Origin of the sequence: Streptomyces sp. NPDC002564 (assembly GCF_042889645.1) — a bacterium.
Taxonomy (GTDB): Bacteria; Actinomycetota; Actinomycetes; order Streptomycetales; family Streptomycetaceae; genus Streptomyces.
Genome location: NZ_JBIARE010000005.1, coordinates 613,614 through 631,474, shown reverse-complemented (window position 1 = coordinate 631,474; position 17,861 = coordinate 613,614). Strand labels below are relative to the sequence as shown.

Annotated in this window: 13 protein-coding genes and 1 pseudogene; 4 read left to right on the top strand and 10 right to left on the bottom strand. The window is 73.9% G+C overall.

Translation table 11 applies throughout. The features are described from left to right. Together ACFYXE_RS21600 and ACFYXE_RS21595 are read right to left on the bottom strand one after the other, a co-directional pair. A pseudogene (locus ACFYXE_RS21600) lies at positions 1-302 on the bottom strand (RNA polymerase sigma factor SigF); the annotation flags it as partial. A 134-nt stretch (positions 303-436) separates the two neighbouring features. Further along, positions 437-826 (bottom strand): ATP-binding protein, encoded by a 390-nt coding sequence (locus ACFYXE_RS21595; RefSeq protein ID WP_389314641.1) that lies wholly within the window; start codon positions 824-826, stop codon positions 437-439. Between the two features lie 132 nt (positions 827-958). Here ACFYXE_RS21595 and ACFYXE_RS21590 point away from each other — a divergent pair, with 132 nt between their 5' ends. Next, on the top strand, positions 959-1,363 hold the full coding sequence (locus tag ACFYXE_RS21590; protein ID WP_361181707.1) for an STAS domain-containing protein: 405 nt from the start codon (positions 959-961) through the stop codon (positions 1,361-1,363). 116 nt (positions 1,364-1,479) lie between these two features. Here ACFYXE_RS21590 and ACFYXE_RS21585 read toward each other — a convergent pair whose 3' ends face one another. Then, the gene (locus ACFYXE_RS21585; protein WP_389314639.1) at positions 1,480-3,051 is read right to left on the bottom strand and encodes an amidase family protein; all 1,572 of its coding nucleotides are present in this window, start codon (positions 3,049-3,051) and stop codon (positions 1,480-1,482) included. Positions 3,052-3,132: 81 nt separating this feature from the next. Beyond that, positions 3,133-3,666 (bottom strand): hypothetical protein, encoded by a 534-nt coding sequence (locus ACFYXE_RS21580; protein WP_389314637.1) that lies wholly within the window; start codon positions 3,664-3,666, stop codon positions 3,133-3,135. 425 nt (positions 3,667-4,091) lie between these two features. On the opposite strand from ACFYXE_RS21580, the gene ACFYXE_RS21575 reads away from it, so the two are divergent. Together ACFYXE_RS21575 and ACFYXE_RS21570 are read left to right on the top strand one after the other, a co-directional pair. Then, positions 4,092-5,726 carry an ABC-F family ATP-binding cassette domain-containing protein gene (locus ACFYXE_RS21575; RefSeq protein WP_389314683.1) on the top strand — a complete coding sequence of 545 codons (1,635 nt, stop codon included), beginning with the start codon at positions 4,092-4,094 and terminating at the stop codon, positions 5,724-5,726. A 76-nt stretch (positions 5,727-5,802) separates the two neighbouring features. Beyond that, complete coding sequence (locus ACFYXE_RS21570) at positions 5,803-7,482, top strand: ABC-F family ATP-binding cassette domain-containing protein (RefSeq protein ID WP_389314635.1); 1,680 nt, start codon at positions 5,803-5,805, stop codon at positions 7,480-7,482. Positions 7,483-7,518: 36 nt separating this feature from the next. Here ACFYXE_RS21570 and ACFYXE_RS21565 read toward each other — a convergent pair whose 3' ends face one another. After that, positions 7,519-8,370, bottom strand: a complete 852-nt coding sequence (locus tag ACFYXE_RS21565) for an alpha/beta fold hydrolase (protein WP_389314633.1) — start codon at positions 8,368-8,370, stop codon at positions 7,519-7,521. Between the two features lie 118 nt (positions 8,371-8,488). Here ACFYXE_RS21565 and ACFYXE_RS21560 point away from each other — a divergent pair, with 118 nt between their 5' ends. Further along, the gene (locus tag ACFYXE_RS21560; protein ID WP_389314631.1) at positions 8,489-9,187 is read left to right on the top strand and encodes a TetR family transcriptional regulator; all 699 of its coding nucleotides are present in this window, start codon (positions 8,489-8,491) and stop codon (positions 9,185-9,187) included. Here ACFYXE_RS21560 and ACFYXE_RS21555 read toward each other — a convergent pair. Genes ACFYXE_RS21555 through ACFYXE_RS21535 form a run of 5 tightly spaced genes read right to left on the bottom strand, consistent with a single transcriptional unit; the run spans position 9,106 to position 17,648 of the window. Continuing rightward, positions 9,106-9,873: a thioesterase II family protein gene (locus ACFYXE_RS21555; protein ID WP_389314629.1), complete on the bottom strand. Its 768-nt coding sequence runs from the start codon at positions 9,871-9,873 to the stop codon at positions 9,106-9,108. The genes ACFYXE_RS21560 and ACFYXE_RS21555 overlap by 82 nt on opposite strands. Positions 9,874-9,878: 5 nt before the next feature. After that, positions 9,879-11,108 (bottom strand): cytochrome P450, encoded by a 1,230-nt coding sequence (locus ACFYXE_RS21550; protein ID WP_389314627.1) that lies wholly within the window; start codon positions 11,106-11,108, stop codon positions 9,879-9,881. Continuing rightward, on the bottom strand, positions 11,105-12,907 hold the full coding sequence (locus tag ACFYXE_RS21545; protein ID WP_389314625.1) for an amino acid adenylation domain-containing protein: 1,803 nt from the start codon (positions 12,905-12,907) through the stop codon (positions 11,105-11,107). Before ACFYXE_RS21545 ends, ACFYXE_RS21550 begins: the two co-directional genes overlap by 4 nt. A gap of 59 nt (positions 12,908-12,966) precedes the next feature. Then, positions 12,967-16,878 (bottom strand): amino acid adenylation domain-containing protein, encoded by a 3,912-nt coding sequence (locus tag ACFYXE_RS21540; protein WP_389314623.1) that lies wholly within the window; start codon positions 16,876-16,878, stop codon positions 12,967-12,969. Between the two features lie 11 nt (positions 16,879-16,889). Continuing rightward, a complete protein-coding gene (locus ACFYXE_RS21535; protein ID WP_389314621.1) occupies positions 16,890-17,648 on the bottom strand; it encodes a thioesterase II family protein in 759 nt (252 codons plus the stop codon). Positions 17,649-17,861: the final 213 nt, after the last annotated feature.

Below are 17,861 nucleotides of genomic sequence, written 5' to 3'. Positions count from 1 at the left end.
TTGATCAGGCCGATCGTGCCGACCTGGACGATGTCCTCCATCTCCTGCGGACCACGGTGCTTGAAACGCGAGGCCGCGTACTGCACCAGCGACAGGTTCATCTCGATCAGGCAGTTGCGCACGTACTGGTACTCACGCGTGCCCTCCTCAAGACCGGTCAGCCGATCGAAGAAATGCCGCCCGATCTCCCGGGCATCCTTCGGCCGGACCGAGGCGGGATCGGCGTAGGCGCGCTCGATCAGAGCCTCCCCGACCGACCCGGCCGTGGTGTGCGTCCGCTCCTCGACTGCCACGCTCTTCATTGCGTCCCGCCCCTTTTCTCGCTCTTCCTGCCTGATCTCTCCCGCAGGCTTGCGGTTACCCCCGATCAGAAGGCACATACCTGCGAGCGCAGATGTTTTCGCAGGCAAACCGGCACCTGCGGCCCGGCCCCCGGTCAGGGCAGCGCCAGCACCGCGGTGATCGTCTTGCCCTCCGGCTCCACGGCGACGTCGAGGCGCGAGCACAGGCGCTGGACGACCATCCAGCCGTGGCCGCCCGGACGGCCACGCACGGCCGCCAGGCGCTGCGGCACTTCGCGGCTGCCATCGCTCACGCGCAGCTGGATCTCGTCGCCCTCCAGGCCGACGCTGAAGCGGGTCACGCCGCCCGCGTGCAGGAGCGCGTTGGCGGTCAGCTCGCTGACCACGAGCAGCGCGTCGTCCCGCAGGCGCTGCGCGTCGGGCAGTGGCAGGCCGCAGCACACCTCCATCAGCACCTCGCGGACCGCGGACCGCGCGTCCGCACAGCTGATGTCCTCGGTTTCCACTGCCTCGGCAACGCTCATCGACGCGTCGGTCCTTTCCCCGTACATGTCCAGTCACCGCTCTCGTATCGTCGGTACCTCTCCACCTGCCCTGCGCGGCGGTCTCCACACTCCCCTGATCACTCGACCCCGGGTGTGTGGGAGGGTCAGGGCATGGTTCCCGACAGACAGAGCATCGACGTCACCCACCAGGATCAGGTGACCGTCATCTCCTTCCGCAACGAGCTCGACCTCGAGGACACGGCCGAGGCGACGCTCGCGCTGTCCGGCGCGCTCACCGAGGCCGACACCGCAGGGACGCTCCTCGACCTGGCGGACCTCACCTTCGCCGACAGCACCCTGCTCAACGTGATCCTGCGCGCGCACGCCGAGCACCAGGAGGCGCTGCGCCCGTTCGTCCTGACCGGCCCGTACCACACCGGCATATCCCGCCTCTTCGAGGTCACCGGCGTCACCACGGTCCTGGACATGGCCGACACCCTCGACGAGGGCGCACGGCGCGTCCGCGAGGCGCTCGACACGAACAGCTCGGCGGCGCCGGACGAGAACGCCCGCTGAAGCGGGAGCGCCGGTGGCGCTTCCCAGAGACCGACGAAGGGTGGGCCCGGCCGTCACCGGCCGGGCCCACCCTTCGTCGGTCCTTCAGGGGGTCATCTCGTCGGTCCTTCAGGGGGTCATCGCGAGGCGCCGGCACCCGTAGTCGGCAGGTAGCGCGGGGCCCGCCACGCCTTCAGGCGGTGTTCCACCGCGGCCCCCAGGGACAGCAGCCCGGTGTCCTGACGGTCGCCGGCCATCAGGAGCAGGCCGACCGGCAGGTCGCCCACGGATCCCGCGGGGACGGAGAGGGACGGGTAGCCGGCGACGGCGGCGGGGGTGGAGGACGGGATGACGTCGTTGTCGCCGCGTGCGCAGTCCGTCGTCCAGGCGGGCGGGTTCGTGGGGGCGGCGATGGCGTCCAGGCGGTGGGCGGCCATGGTGTCGTCGAGGGAGCGCTGCGAGAGGTCCTTGAGCTCGGCCCGCATCGCCCGGTATCCGGGGTCGGTGGTGGGCGGCGCCGCGAGGGCCTGCTCGAACAGTTCCTGACCGGCGAAGCAGGTCCGCTCCTCGGCGTGCGTGCGGTTGAACGCGATCAGCCCGGCGAGGTTCTCCGGGCCCTTGCGGGTGGCGAGATAGGCGTCGATGTCCCGGTGGAACTCGCTGAGCAGCGCCGGGAATTCGAGTTCGGCGAGCCGCGCCTGGTACGGCGGGGTCACCTCGACGACCACCGCGCCGGCCTTGCGCAGCCGCGTCGCCGTGCGGGTCATCACCGCGTCCACGGCGGGGCCGAGCGAGGGCAGCCGCCACAGGCCGATCCGTTTGCCGCGGAGGCCGGTGGCGTCCGTGCGCGCGCTCTTGCGCCCGCTCAGCACCGACAGCGTGAGCGCGGTGTCGGTCACGTTGCGCGCCATGGGCCCCGCCGTGTCCTGCTCGGCGGAGATCGGCACGACGCCCGACGGGCTGACCAGGCCGAGGCTGGGTTTGTGGCCGACGACGCCGTTCATCCCGGCCGGGCACACGATGGAGCCGTCCGTCTCGGTGCCGATCGCCACCTGTGCCAGGGAGGCGGCCAGCGCGGCGGCGGACCCGGACGACGATCCGCACGGGTTGCGGTCGAGGACGTAGGGGTTCTTGGTCTGGCCGCCCACCGCGGACCACCCCGAGGTCGGCTTCGCCGCACGGAAGTTGGCCCATTCCGACAGGTTGGTCTTGCCCAGGATCACCGCTCCGGCCCTGCGCAGCCGGGTCACCAGTGCGGCATCCGTGTCCGGCGGGCTCCCGGCGAGCGCGAGCGAACCGGCCGTCGTCGGCATGGCACGGGTGTTCACGTTGTCCTTGAGCAGGACCGGGATGCCGTCCAGCGGCCCGAGGGTCTTGCCGTGCCGGTGCCTGGCATCGCTGGCGGCCGCCTCGCGCAGGGCCGTCGGGCTGGTGCGCAGCACCGCGTGGATCTTCGGGTCGACCTTTTCGATCCGCCGCAGGTAGGCGCGGGTCAGCGCCGACGAGGTGAGCGAGCCGCGGGCCATGCGCGCCTGCAGCTGCGGGATGGTGACGGTGTCGAGGTCGACGCCGTGCAGGGGCGATGCCTCGGGTGACGGCGGCCCTGCGGCCCCCCGCCCGGCGGGTTGCGCACCCGCATGCGGTACGCCGGTCAGAAGTGCCCCCGTGACGAGGACGGTGGTCAGTGCGGCAATGCTCCTCTTCCCCATGCGGCTCAGCGGACTACAGGGGTGACGTCCGGCGCAAGGGGCTCGGCGCGCCACCGGCGCCGCAAAGCCACATGGCTCCGTCTACGGCCGACGCGTGAGATCCGCGCCCCACTCGTCCCGGCCGACCGGCATGTCCTGGACGAAGGGGACGGTCTCCTCCTCGTCCGGCGCGGGGCCGGGCGCGAACCGCCGGGTCACGGCGACGGTGCCGTCGGGGCCGGCGCCGGGCACGGCGGCGGCCACGCTCCCGCTCCCGCCGCGCGGATCCGCCGCACCGGCCGGCGCACCCGCGGTCGCCGCCTCCAGGCTCTCGGACGCCCGCTCGGCGGCCTCCTCCAGCACCTCGGCCGCGCGACGCGCGTACTTCGCGGCGGAGAAGCTGCGCCACCTGGACCGGCACGGATAAGCGGCCGCGAGCCCCACGGCGAGAAGCGACCCGATCCACACCGGCCGGCTCTCGACGATGTGCGCCGCGATGCGCACCAGGAACACCGCGGCGCACAACAGGATCGCGACGAGCACGAAGAGGAAGGACGTGGCCCGCAGATCGAACCGCCGCACGCGGTCCCGACGCCCGCGGTACCCGTAGCGAACCTGGCGCGAGGACACGGTCATTCCACTTCCCAACGACGGCGGACGGCAACGAAGATCACTCGCCTCCGGTTACCCGTGATCGACAGCACCAAAAGGCGCTGATCCGGCCCGTCGTCGGTCCGCGGCGGGTCGACCGCGGGCTCCGCCTCGCAGACGTCGTACGGCAGACGTCGTACGGCAGACATCGCGCGCCAGACGTCGTACGGCGGCGTCGGTCGGGGTGTTTGCTACGCTGCGAAGGACTGGACCGTTTGATCGAGGAGTCACAGACGTGGTGGGTGAAGACGACATCTCCGGATGAGATCCGGATGTGAACCGGCCGTCGGACGGCGCCGCCAGAGCGCCGATGCCGTGGCCGTACTCGTCGTACCCCTTCCCCACCCCGCCCAGGGCAGAGGTCTGTCTGCCCGCGCGTCTTCTTCGAGGTCACCTCCATGTCCATCGCCCTGTCCGACGCCGCCGTCGTGTGCTCCCACCTCTCCTTCAGCTGGCCGGACGACACTCCGGTCTTCGAGGACCTGTCCTTCACCGTGGCCACCGGCCGCACCGGCCTGGTCGCCCCCAACGGCGCCGGCAAGAGCACCCTGCTCCAGCTGATCGCCGGTGAACTGCGGCCCGCCACCGGCTCGGTCACGGTCGCCGGTACGCTCGGCCACCTCCCCCAGAGCCTCCCGCTGACCAGCGACCTCACGGTCGCCGAGGTGCTCGGCATCGCCGAGGTGGTCCGCGCGCTGGACGCCGTCGAGTCGGGCGACGTGAGCGAGGCCCACTTCACCACCATCGGCGACGACTGGGACATCGAGGAGCGCACCCGCGCCCAGCTCGACCGTCTTGGCCTCGACGGGCTCGCCCTCGACCGCCGTCTGAACACGCTCAGCGGCGGCCAGGTCGTCTCCCTCGGTCTCGCCGCCCACCTGCTCCGGCGCCCCGACGTCCTGCTGCTCGACGAACCGACCAACAACCTCGACCTGACGGCGAGGCACCGGCTCTACGACGTGCTCGACGACTTCACCGGCTGTCTGCTGCTGGTCAGCCACGACCGGGCGCTGCTCGACCGGATGGACCGCATCGCCGAGCTCGGCGGCGACGAACTGCGCTTCCACGGAGGCAACTTCACCGCCTACGAGGAAGCCGTGCGCGCCGAGCAGGAGGTCGCCGAGAAGAACATCCGCAACGCCGAGCAGGAGCTGAAGCGCGAGAAGCGCGAGCTGCAGCAGGCCAGGGAGCGCGCCGAACGGCGGCAGAGCAACGCCGCCCGCAACCTGAAGAGCGCCGGGCTGCCCCGCATCTTCGCCGGGAACATGAAGCGCGGCGCGCAGGAGTCGGCGGGCCGGGCGGGCCAGGTGCACTCGGCGCGGGTCAGCGAGGCCAGGGCGCGCCTCGACGAGGCCGGGCGCGCGCTGCGCGACGAGCAGCGCATCGCCCTGGAGCTGCCGGACACGCGCGTGCCCACCGGGCGCAACCTGTTCCTCGGCGAGGGCCTCCAGGTGCATCACGACGGCCGCGCGGTGTTCGCCGACGGGGGTGTCGACCTGACCGTGCGCGGCCCCGAACGCATCGCGCTGACCGGGTCCAACGGCGCGGGCAAGACGACGCTGCTGCGCCTGGTGACCGGCGACCTCCGCCCGGACAGCGGTGATCTCCGGCGCGGCGACGGCCGCATCGCGTACCTCTCGCAGCGTCTCGACCTGCTGGACCCGGACCGCACCGTGGCGGAGAACTTCGCCGCCTTCGCCCCCGAGCGGCCGGAGGCGGAGCGGATGAACCTGCTCGCCCGCTTCCTCTTCCGGGGCGCTCGGGCGCACCTTCCGGTCGGGGTGCTCTCCGGCGGCGAGCGGCTGCGCGCCACCCTGGCGTGCGTCCTGTGCGCCGAACCGGCTCCGCAGCTGCTGCTCCTCGACGAGCCGACCAACAACCTCGACCTGGTCAGCGCGGGCCAGTTGGAGAGCGCCCTCGACTCCTACCAGGGCGCCTTCGTGGTGATCAGTCACGACGAGCGGTTCCTCACCGAGATCGGCGTGGACCGCTGGCTCCTGCTGGCCGACGGGGTGCTCAAGGAAGCCGGGGCGCCCGAGGTGTGAGCCGTCGGTGTGCCGTGGCCCGCGCGCGGCGCTGCGCCCCGCGGGCCGACCACCCGACCCCTCGGAGGGAACCCCTGTGCCCCAGCCTGCTCTCCTCGCTCATGAACTCGTCCGCGACCTCGGCGGACGCCGGGTCCTCGACGGCATCTCCCTGACCGCCTCCCCCGGTCGGAGGATCGGCCTGATCGGGGAGAACGGCGTCGGCAAGACCACCTTGTTGCGGGTCCTCGCCGGTGTCGACGCACCGCAGGCCGGACATGTCTCGCGCCCCGCCGACCTGGGCTTCCTGCACCAGGAGATGCCCTACGACGCGGACTCCACCCTCGCCGCCGTGCTGGACGGGGCGCTGCGCGAGGCCCGTGCCGACCTCGCGGAGCTCGACCGGCTCGGCGCGGAGCTCGCACGCGTCCCCGAGGACGACCCGCGCCACGCGGAGCTGCTCGCCGCCTACGGCAGGCGCCTGGAACAGGCCCAGGACCGGGAGTCCTGGGACGCCGACCGCCGCGCCGCGCTGGTCCTGGACGGCCTCGGTCTGGGCCGGATCGCGCACGACCGCACACTCGGCTCGCTGTCCGGCGGGCAGCGCGGCCGCCTCGCCCTGGCCGCGCTCCTCGTACGGCGGCCGTCGGCACTGCTTCTCGACGAGCCCACCAACCACCTGGACGACGCTGCCGCCGCGTTCCTGGAGCAGCAACTGCGCGCGCTCCCCGGAACCGTGCTCGCCGCCAGTCACGACCGGGCGTTCCTCGACGCGGTCTGCACCGACCTGATCGACCTCGACCCGGCCGTGGGAGGCCCGGTCCGGTACGGCGGCGCCTACAGCTCCTACCTGGGCGAGAAGCGCGCCGAGCGGGAGCGCTGGGAGCGGCGGTACGCGCAGGAGCAGGAGGAGTTGGCGCTGCTGCGGCACGCGGCGGGGGTCACCGCCCGCCGGGTCGCGCCGGACCGGGGTCCCCGGGACAACGAGAAGATGGGGTACGGCCACCGGGCGGGCCGCGTGCAGCAGCAGATCTCCCGCCGGGTGCGCCAGGCGGAACGGCGGCTCGACGCGCTGGAGCGCGGGCAGGTCGCCGAGCCGCCGATGCCCCTGCGGTTCGCGGCCGAGGCGCTGGCCGCCACGGCCGCGGACGAGGACGGTGCGCCGCCTCTCGTGTCGCTGCGGGACGTACGGGTGCCGGGGCGTCTCGCGCTCGACGCACTGGACGTGTCGGCGACGGACCGGCTGCTGGTGACCGGCGACAACGGGGCCGGCAAGTCGACCCTGCTCGATGTGCTCGCCGGACGTCTCGGCGCCGGGGGCGGGGTGCGCAGGCGGCACGGTCTGACGGTGGGGCTCCTCGCGCAGGACACGGTGTTCGAGCGGCCCGGCCGCACGGTCCGCGACACGTATCGGCTGGCGTTGGGCCAGAGACGTGCGGAGCAGGTGCCGTTGAGCTCGCTCGGCCTGCTGCGCGCGGAGGATCTGGACCGGCCCGTCGGGCTGCTCTCGGTCGGGCAGCGCAGGCGGCTCGCGCTCGCCCTGCTGGTGGCGCGTCCACCCGAGCTCCTGCTGCTCGACGAGCCGACCAACCACTTGTCCCCGCGCCTGTGCGACGAGCTGGAGGAGGCCCTGGGCAGCGGACCGGGCGCGATCGTCGTCGCGAGCCACGACCGGTGGCTGCGCGGGCGGTGGCAGGGGCGCGAGGTGCGGCTGGTGCGGGGGCAGGGGGAGGCGTTCGCTCCGAGGGGCGGTGGCCGGGGGCGGACGCGGCGTTGACGGGGCTGCGGAGAGTCGGTCACCGATCCGTCGGCCTCACCGCGTCAGGAAGTCGCGCAACGCGGTGATCAGCGCGGCGGGGGCGTCCTCCTGGACGTTGTGGCCCGCGTCCGGCACGGTCACGAGTCGACCGCCGGGGACGCGCTCGACGAAGCGTTCGGCGGCGGCCCGGGAGAGCACCCTGCTGCGGCCCCCGCGCACGAGGAGGACCGGCACACCGGTGAGCTGCCCGGGCAGGCCGTCGATCGCGGCGAGGGTGGCGGCGAAGTCGTGCGGGCGCGGGTCGCCCTTCGGCACCCAGTCGCCGCCGGGCCCGCGGCGGAACAGGGTCCGCATCCGGTACGCGACGCTCGCGCGGTGGGCCCGCGGACCGACCCGCAGCGCGGCGTCCACGACGGTGTCGAGGTCGGCGACGGGCCCCAGTCCGGCCAGGAACTCCCGTACCCGCCGGGTGCTGTCGAAGTCGACGCCGGGTGCGACGTCGATCAGCGCGAGCCGCTCCACGCGGCCCCGATGGGCGTCGGCGACCTGTGCGGCGATCACACCGCCGAGCGACATCCCCACCAGCCGTACCCGGTCGAGTCCGAGGTGGTCGGCCACCGCGACGACGTCCTCGGCCAGCGTCGCGAGGCGGTAGTCGTCGGACCAGTCGCTGTCCCCGTGGCCGCGCAGGTCCAGCGCGACGAGGCGGGCGTCCCCGCGCAGGCCGAGGCAGACGAAGTCCCAGGTGTGCGCGGTCAGTCCACCGCCGTGCAGCAGAAGCACCGCGGGTCCCGTGCCGCCCCAGTCGTACGCGTGCAGCCGGCACCCGGCCCGGGAACAGAAGACGTCGGCCGGTGGCGTCGGCTCCTGGATCCGCACGCCCAGCGACCTCGCGAGGCCGGTCATCGACGGGGCCGGGTTCCGTCCGGCGGCCGCAGCGGGACTTCTTCGCACCACAGCACCCCCTTACCTTGAGCACTCAAGGTAAGCCTCTTACCTTGGGCAGTCAAGGTAAGGTGGGCGCATGGCTCCCCGTGTGCGTCGCGCCCCCGAAGAAGCCCGTCGGCTGATTCTGGAGGCCGCGGGCGCGTTGCTCGCGGCGGGCGGTCCCGCCGCGGTGCAGGTACGGGCCGTGGCCGCCGCCGTCGGAATGTCCGACGCCGCCGTCAACCACCACTTCGGCACCCGCGACCAGCTCCTCACGGCGCTGCTGCGCTTCGGAGGCCAGAAGCTCAGGTCCGCGCTGCACGCGGCCCTGGGCTCGTGGTCCGGCGGCCCCGCCGACCCCGCCCCGCTGGTCCGCGCACTGTCCGCGCTCTACGCCGAGGGCTACGCCGAACTGGCCCTGGCCCTGCACCGGTCGGGCTGGCGCGACCAGGGCAGCGGCATGCTCGCCGAGGTCGTGGACCGCCTGCACGCACGGGCGCGGACCGACTGCGCCACCACCGGGCGGTCCGCCCCGACCCGTGAGGCGGTACAACTGACGGTGGCCGCCCTGCACCAGGCCCTGCTCACCGAACCGCTGTTCGGCGGCGAGTTCCGCAGGAGCGTCGGCCTCGACGGCGCCGCGCGCGAGCGTACGCTCGACTGGTGGACCGAGGTCCTGCGCACGACGCTCGCCGGGCACCCGGCGGCGCCGCCTCAGGCCGCCTCCGCGGCGGCGGCCGCCGCGTCGAGCAGCTCCTGCAGGGCGAGGCCCGCGGCACGGCCCTCGGAGAGGTAGAAGTGACCGCCGGGGAACCCGCGGAGCGTGACGTCGGCCGGGCCGCAGTCCGACCAGCCGCGCAGGTCGTCGGGGGTCAGCGTGTCGTCCTCCGTGCCGTGCCAGACCTCGAAGGGAACGCCGTCGAAGCAGCCGTCGGCCGTCCGGTAGGTGTCGGCCAGATGGAGGTCGTGCCCCAGCACGTCGACGAAGTGCTCGACGATTTGCGGCTCGTCGAAGAACTCGGGCGGGCAGCCGCCGAACCGGCGCAGGTCCGCGAGGACCGACGCACGGGTACGGGTCACGAAGGGCGCCGCCGGACGCGTCGCCAGGCCGGCCGCGGAGCGCGGTGAGCGGGCGGCGGAGACGACGACGGTGCGGACCAGGCCGCGCTGATCGGCGGGGAGTTCGCCGACCAGCCGGTGCGCGAACAGGGCGCCCATGCTGTGGGCGAACACCACGCACGGCCGGTCGACCGCGGACCGGAAGTCCGCGGCGAGGCGCCGCACCGCGTCCTCGAAGTCCCTGGCCCTGAGGCCGGCCTCGCCCTCGTCGCGGCCGGGGAGCTCGAAGAGCAGCGCCTCGTGGCCGGGGCGCAGGCTCTGGACGAACGGCAGGTAGGCGGCGGCCGAGCCGCCCGCGTGGTGGAAGGCGAGCAGCCGCACGGGGGCGCCGGGGTCCCCGACGCGCAGGAACGCGTGGTGCATGGGTGTCAGGCTCCCTTCGGGCGGCCGTGCAGGCTGACCGGCAGGCTCGTGGTGCCGTTGATGAAGTTCGACCGGAGCCGCCGGGGCGACCCGGCGGGGGCGAACACCGCCGGGAGTCCGGCGACCTGCCGGAAGAGGACGGAGAGCTCGGTCTGCGCGAGCATCGCCCCGATGCAGCGGTGCAGTCCCACGCCGTACGACAGGTGCCGGTTGGGGGTGCGGGCGAGGTCGAAGGTGCCGGGGTCGGTGAACTGTTTGGCGTCGCGGTTCGCCGAGACGTTCCACAGGGTGACGACGTCGCCGCCGCGGATCGTCCGGCCGCCGATCTCCATGTCCCGCAGCGCGCCGCGGCGGACGTACAGGTTGGTGGAGCTCCAGCGCAGGATCTCGTTGACGGCACTGTCCAACAGCGTCGGCCTCGTGCGGAGTTGCCCGTACTGTTCGGGGTGTCCGGTCAGTGCTTCCAGGCCGGAGCAGGCCGTGTACGACGAGGTCTCGTTGCCGCCGACCGCGATGTTCATGCAGTTGTAGAGGATCTCGTCCTCGGTCCAGGGGCGGCCGTTCATCTCGGCGCCGAGCAGGCGGCTGACGAGGTCGGGGCCGGGTTTCTTGCGGCGGTCCCGGAGGACCTCCGCGAAGAACTCGAAGATGTCGGCCTGTGTCATCGCCAGGACGAGCCGCTCGTCCTCCGTCGGGTCCGCGAAGTGCGGGTCGCGGAAACCGATCATGCGGCGGGTCATGCCGATGAGTTCGTGGGCGTCCCGGTGCGAGACGCCGGTGATGGCCATCACCGCGCCGGCGGGGAGTTCGGTGGCCACGTCGGTGGCGAAGTCGCAGCCGCCGTCGGCCAGCGCCCGGTCCAGGGCGGCCGTCACCAGCGTGCCGACCTGCTCGGCGACCCTGCGGATCATGTCCTGGCTGAAGGCCCAGTGCAGTTCCTGACGGATCATCCGGTGCCGGGGCAGGTCGGTGGCGACCATCATCAGTCCGGCCGAGGGGTCCCGTTCGCTGCGGAACGACCCGCCGAGCATCGGTCCGCTCTCGGAGCTGAAGCCGGTGTGGTCGAGGTAGGCCCGCGAGACGTCGTCGTAGCCGGTCAGCGCCCAGAATCCGGTGTCCTGCCCGGTCGCGTGCCAGTGCACCGGGTCGTGCTCGCGCAGCCAGGCGAGCATCCCGTGGTGTTCCTGGCGGACGAAGCGGTCCGGGTCGGTCAGGTCGATGTCGGGACGGCTCATGGTCGCACCAGTTCCTTGCGGTCACGGATGAGCGTGGCGAGGGACTCCAGCCTGCTGGTCGTGAGCACCTCGCGGGAGCTGAGGGTCACTCCCAGCTCCTTGGACACACGGCGCAGGAGCCGGAAGGAGAGCAGGGAGTTGCCGCCGAGCTCGAAGAAGTCGTCGGTGACGCCGACCCGTTCCACGGCGAGCAGGTCCTGCCAGATGCCGGCGAGGTAGCGCTCCTCGTCGTCGCGCGGGGTGACGTGTCCGGCGTCGCGGCGCAGGTGGTCGTCGATGACGGTGCGCAGCCGGTCCAGGTCCCGCTTGCCGTGCGCGGTGGCGGGGATCTCCGGGACGCGGATCAGCGCGCTGGGCACCATGAAGTCGGGCAGCGCGGCCTCGGCGTACGTGCGCAGGTCGGTCAGGGAGACCGCGCCGTCGGCGACGACGAGACCCACCAGGTGGCGGTCCTCTCCGTCGCCCACGGTGAGCACGGCCATCTCGCGCACGTCGGGGTGGCGGGCCAGGGTCCGCTCGACCTCGCGGGGTTCGACGCGGTAGCCGCGGATCTTGACCTGGTCGTCGGTGCGGCCGAGGTAGTGCAGCAGCCCCTCGGCGTCGCGGCGGACGAGGTCGCCGGTGGCGTACATGCGGGTGCCGTCGGCGGCGAACGGGTCGGCCGGGAAGCGCGCGTCGGACAGCTCCGGCTGGTCCAGGTAGCCGACGGCGACGCCGGGTCCCGCCACGTGCAGTTCGCCCGGCTCCCCCGGCGCCGCCTCGGCACCGGACGCGTCGAGGACGCGCAGTGTGACCCCGTGCAGGGGGCGGCCGATCGGGACCGAGTCCGCGTCCGGCGCCACGTCCGTGATCTCGTGGGCCGCGCAGGCGGTGGTCGCCTCGGTGGGTCCGTAGAGGTTGAACAGGCGCCCGGAGAACGCGCCCGCCAGCAGGTCGCGGCACGTCCGCGGCAGGATGACGTCGCCTCCGGTGCACAGGACGCGCAGCGGCGAGAAGGCGTCCCGGTCCTCGCGGACCACATGGTTGACGGCCATCGTGGGCACCAGCATCGCGCTGATGCGGTATCTGCGGAGCTCGCGCCGGATGTCCCGGCCGACGAGGTCCGGCATGGTCGGCAGGACGACGATCTCGGCGCCGCCCGCGAAGGCGCACCAGGTCTCGTAGTGGAAGGCGTCGAAGGACAGGCTCGACACGTGGCCGACCCGGTCGTCGGGGCCGAGCCGCGGGAGGGCGTCGTTGCGGGCGAACTGGTGGAGGTTGCCGTGGGTGAGGACGACGGCCTTCGGGGTGCCGGACGAGCCGGACGTGAAGAGCAGGGCGGCGGCGTCCGTGGTGTCGGGGCCCGGCCCGGCGGCCGGTGCCGGGGCCGCCGGGGCGTCCTCGGAGCCGTCCAGGACGAGCACCTTCGTGCCGAGCGCGGCGAGAGGCGCGGTGTCGGCCGTGTCGGTGAGGACGAGCGCCGGGCGGCTCCGCGTGATCATCAGGTCGCGGCGCGCGTCGGGGTAGCGGGTGTCGACGGGCACGTAGGCCGCGCCCGCCTTGAGGACGGCGAGCAGGGCGACGAAGACCTGGACGCCCCGTTCGAGGTGGTAGACGACGCGGTCGCCGCGGGTGACTCCGGCGGCGCGCAGCCGGGCGGCCAGCGCGTCGGAGGCCCGGTCGAGGTCCCGGTAGCTCAGGTCCGTCCGGTCGTCGCGGACCGCGGGCCGGTCGCCGTGCCGCAGGACGGTCTCCCGGAACAGCCCGGTCAGGGTCGCCCCGGACACCGGCTCGCCGGGGAGGGAAGTGTTGTTTTCCACTGCTCCAGAGTTTCTGACTCGACTGCACCGGGGTGGCGGTGCGGCGTGGCGGACGGGGTTCAGAAGTCGTAGTGCGTCGTGCCCCAGTCGGGCTCGGTGCCGGGCCGGTCGGCGGGTTCGGCGGGTGCGTCGGACACGGGCGTCGCCGGGGCCGTCGTCACCTCGCCGACCAGCGCGACCAGGCGGTCGGCGAAGGCGTCGGCCTCGTCGGCCGTCACGAGGCGGTCGTCGTAGGTGAGGTCGAGGCGCAGCTCGTCGCCGCGCCGGCTCGCGTAGAGCCACAGGTCGCTGTTGGCGGGCAGCTCGTCGGGCAGGACGTCCTCGACCAGGTACGTCTCGGCGCGCATGCTCGCGTTCTCCCAGCTGACGCCCAGGTCGAGCAGGACGCTGCGGCCGGGGCCGCCGGGCATCGGGATGCGTTCGGCGAGGACGTCGAAGGGCAGCCGGGAGTGTTCGTAGGCCTCGAAGACCCGGTCCTGGACGTGGTCGAGGAGGCCGGCCAGGTCGGCTTCGGGGCCGAACTCCAGGCGCAGGGCGACGGCGTTGGCGAGGTAGCCGATCAGCGGGTCGGCGTCGGCGTGCCGGCGCAGGCTCGCGGGGCAGCCGACGACGACGTCGCGGCTGCCGGTGACGCGGTGCACGAGCGTGGTGAAGGCGGTGACGACGACGGCGAAGGGGGTGCCCGCGGCGCCGTCGAGGACGGCGGCGGGGACGCTGCGCCGGGCGACCCCGACGGTGCCGCGGCGCGGGCCGCGGCGGGCGGCGTCGACGAGGTCGCCGGACTGCGGGGCGCCGAGGAGCCTCTTGCGCCAGAAGTCCTCCTGCTCGCGGGCCTCTTCGCCGTCGAGCCAGGCGTGCTCCTCGGCGATCCAGTCGCGGTAGTCGTACTCCAGTTCCGGCAGGTCCGCCGGTTCGCCGGCGGCCAGTCGGTCGTAGGCCGTGAACAGGTCGGTGAGCAGCACCTCGACGCTGGCCCCGTCGTAGACCAGGTGGTGGGCGGTGACGGTCAGCAGGTCGCCGCCCGCCGGTCCCTGGAGCAGCCGGACGTCCAGGAGCGGGGGGCGCGCCAGGTCGAAGGTGACCTGGCGGGCCGCTTGCAGCGCGTCCGTGACCTGCGGGCCGTGCGGGTCCGCGCCGGGCAGCGGGACGACGGTGAGCGGCGGGCCTTGGGGCAGCCGGTCCACGACGGCCAGTTCGGCGTTGCGCCCTTCGGCGCGGACGCAGGCGCGCAGCATCGACTGCCGTGCCACGACGGCGGCGAGCGCGGCGCGCAGCACGTCGGAGTCGAGACTGCGGCCGGTGCGGACGAGGTCGGAGATGACGAACGCGTCGGCCGCGGTCCGCCGCGAGGTCAGCCAGACCCGGCGCTGCGCCCGGGACAGCGGCCCCGTGACGCCGGCGTCCCGGTGTGCCGCGGTGGCGGGGGCGGGCGCCGGTCGCGCCGCGGTCTCCTGCGGTGTCTCGCCGATTGCCGCGGCCAGGGCGCGGATGGTCGGTCCGGTGAACACGGTGCTGACGCTCAGGCCCAGTTCCTGGGCGATGCGGGCGGCGACCAGGCTGTGGCCGCCGACGGTGAACAGGTCGGCGTCGAGGTCGCCGACCGGGTGGCCGAGCAGTTTCGCCCAGAGCCGGGCGACCTGGTGTTCGGCCGGGGTCCAGGTGCTCTCGGCGGCCGGGGCGTGCGTCGGCCCGTCGGGGACCGGGGGCAGCGCGCGCCGGTCCAGCTTGCCGCTCGGGGAGAGCGGCAGCGCGGCCACGGCGACGAAGGCCTCCGGCACCATGAAGGAGGGCAGGCGTGCGGCGAGGAAGGCGCGCAGCTCCGGGTGCCCGGTGTCCCCCACCACGTAGGCGACGAGGCGGAGTTCGGCGCCCGGTCCGGGGGCCGCGACGACGGCGGCGGCGCGCACGCCGGGCGCGAGTTCGAGGACGGCGGCGATCTCGCCCGGCTCGACCCGGTTGCCGCGGATCTTCACCTGGTCGTCGATGCGGCCGAGGTAGAGGAGGGTGCCGTCGGGGAGGACGCGGGCGAGGTCGCCGGTGCGGTACATGCGGGTGCCGTCGCGCTCGGGGTGCGGGACGAACCGGCGGCGGGTCAGCTCCGGGGCGCCGAGGTAGCCGCGGGCCAGGCCCACGCCGCCGACGCAGAGTTCCCCGGGGGTGCCGAACGGCACGAGTCGGCCGTCCGCGTCGAGGATGTCGACCCACCGGTCGGGCAGCGGGCGCCCGATGGGCACCTCTTCGCCGGGGGTGAGCCGGTGCAGGGTAGACAGGACGCTGTCCTCGCTGGGTCCGTACTCGTTGAACAGGTCGGAGTGGGGCAGCAGTTGGGCGTGCCGGGCGGCGAGTGCCTCGGTGATCCGTTCGCCGCCGAGGACGACCTGCCGTACGGAGCCGAGTGCGGGGCCCGCGTAGTCGAGGAGCAGTTGGTAGAGGCTCGGCACCATCTGGGCGTGGGTGATGCCTTCGCGCCGGATGACGTCGGCGACCTCGTCGGGGTCGAGCAGTTGCTCGCGGGTGATGACGGTGAGCGGGGTGCCGGCGGCCAGCGCCGTGAAGACGTCGGAGATGCCCGCGTCGGCGTGGACCGGGTCGACCTGCAGGACCCGCGCGTCGGGTCCGAGACCGTAGTAACCGATCCTGAACCGGACGGTGTTGATGATGCCGCGGTGTTCCACCATGACGCCCTTGGGGGTGCCGGTGGAGCCCGAGGTGTAGACGACGTACGCGAGGTCGTCGGGGCCGGCCGCCGGGAAGGCGGGGCGGGCGGGGGCGTGGCCGGTGGCGGCGGGGTGCGCCGTGACGACCGGGGCGCCGGCCTCGGCCAGTGCCGCGTCCGGGGCTCCGTCGGTCACCACGGCGACGGCGGCGCTGTCCCGGACGAGGCCCGCGAGGCGGTGCGCGGGCTGTTCGGGGTCCAGGGGCAGGAAGGCGGACCCGGTCTTCAGGACGGCGAGGAGGGTCACCACCATCAGTTCGGAGCGGGCGCAGGCGAAAGCGACCACGCGGTCCGGGCCGACCGGTGCGGAGGCGGCGATGCGGGACGCCAGCTCGGCCGCCCGGATGTCGAGTTCCGCGTACGTCAGGGTGCGGTCGGCGCAGCGCACGGCGGGTGCGTCCGGGCGCAGGCGCACCTGGGCCTCGACGAGCTCCAGCAGGGTGCGGAGGGCCGGGAGGTCGTCGGCGCCGCCGGAGCCGAGGGCGAGGAGTTCGGCGCGGTGGGCGGGCGGCAGGTGCCAGGACGACGCGAGCGGGGCCTTCGGGTCCGACGTCAGGCTCTCCAGGAGGGCGTGGAGGTGGTCGAGCGTGCGCCGGGCCGCCCGCTCCCCCAGGACGTCGGTCCGGTACGTGACGGCGAGCTCGCGGGTCGCGTCCGGGCGGTCCCGTCCCAGGGTGAACGTCAGCTCGACGGGCGGGGTGGCGTCGGCCGCGCCCTGCACCTGTTCCTGCTCCTGCTCCTGCTCCTGCTCCTGCCGTACGGCGACGTCGAGGACGGCGTGGCGGCCGGCGCCCCGGGCCTGGCCCAGGGCGTCGAGGGCCGGGGCGAGGCCGGGCGCGTGTCGGGCGGCGGAGGCGAGCTCCGCGGCCTCGGCGCGCACCAGGTCGAGGAAGGACTGGTCGCCGTGGACCGCGCCGCGCACCACGAGGGGCGTCGGGGGTCCGGCGGGCGGGGCGGTGGCGTCGTCCGGCACCACGCCGAGGGGCACGTCCGGGTGGCCGGTGAGCCGGGTGAGCAGGACGCGCGCGGCCGCGGCCGTGACGGTGAGCGGTGTCGTGCCGGTCTGCGTGCCGAGGGCGGCGAGCAGCGTGCCGGTCCGCGCGTCCAGGGTGGTCCGGACGGTGGCGGTCGCGGTGTCGCGGACGGCGCCCGGGCGTCGGTCCAGAGGCAGTTCCACCGCGGTGAGGCCGGTCAGCTTCTCGTGCCAGTGGGTGACCTGGCGCGCGTCGGCGCCGGTCGACTGTTCCTTGATCAACTGAAGACCCTTCACAACCGGGGGCCGGACAGGTGCTCGGCCAGGTCGCCGAGGAGAACGGGAAGCGCGTCGATCAGGTAGAAGTGGCCGCCGGGGTAGCGGCGGGCGGTGAAGTCGGCCGTCGTCTCCTTGGACCACGCGGTGAGCACGTCGCCGGGGACCCGCTCGTCGTCGTCGCCCGCGTGGGCGGAGAGGGGGCAGTCGAGCGGTGGCCGCGGAGCGGGCCGGTAGGCCTCCAGCCAGGCGAGGTCGGCGCGCACCGCGGGCAGGGCCAGTTCGAGGAGTTCGGGGTGGGCCAGGAGTGTGTCGGGCATGCCGCCCTGTTCCATCATCCAGTCGAGCAGTTCCGCGTCGTCGGCCTGTGACACGGCCCGGCTCGGGGCGGCCAGGGCCGGGGGCGGCGAGCCCGAGACGGCCAGGTGGGCGGGGCCGGGGCCGGTGGCGGCGAGCCGGTGGGCGAGTTCGATCGCGAGCAGCGCGCCGTTGCTGTGGCCGAACAGGGCGTACGGCAGGCCCCGGTGGTCGGCGGCGATGGCGTCCGCCAAGGCGTCGAGGTCGATCGCGGGCCGCTCCCGGATGCGGTTCTCACGGCCGGGGAGCTGGACCGCGACGACATCGATCCCGGCGGGCAGTCCGTTCGCCCAGTCCCGGTAGGCGGAGGCGCCGCCACCGGCATGCGGCAGGCAATAGAGCACGAGCCGGGCGTCGGGACGGTGTTCCGCGCGCATCAGCCAGGGGTTTGCCGGTCGCGCGGATTCCTGCTGGTTCATGGGATCAGCCACCTCGTCGGTGCGGTTGCCGGACTACCGGATGCGTGGATGCCGTGTGCGGCGGAATGTCGGCAGGGGGGCCGCCGCCTCGCGGATCGCGCGGGGCGGGCGGCGCGTGCGGGCGACGGCGGTGGGCCGCGCGCTGTCAGAGTGCGGGCCGGGCCCGCCGCGACGTACGGAAAGGCCGGTGGCCGTGCGGCGAAAGGCCGAATT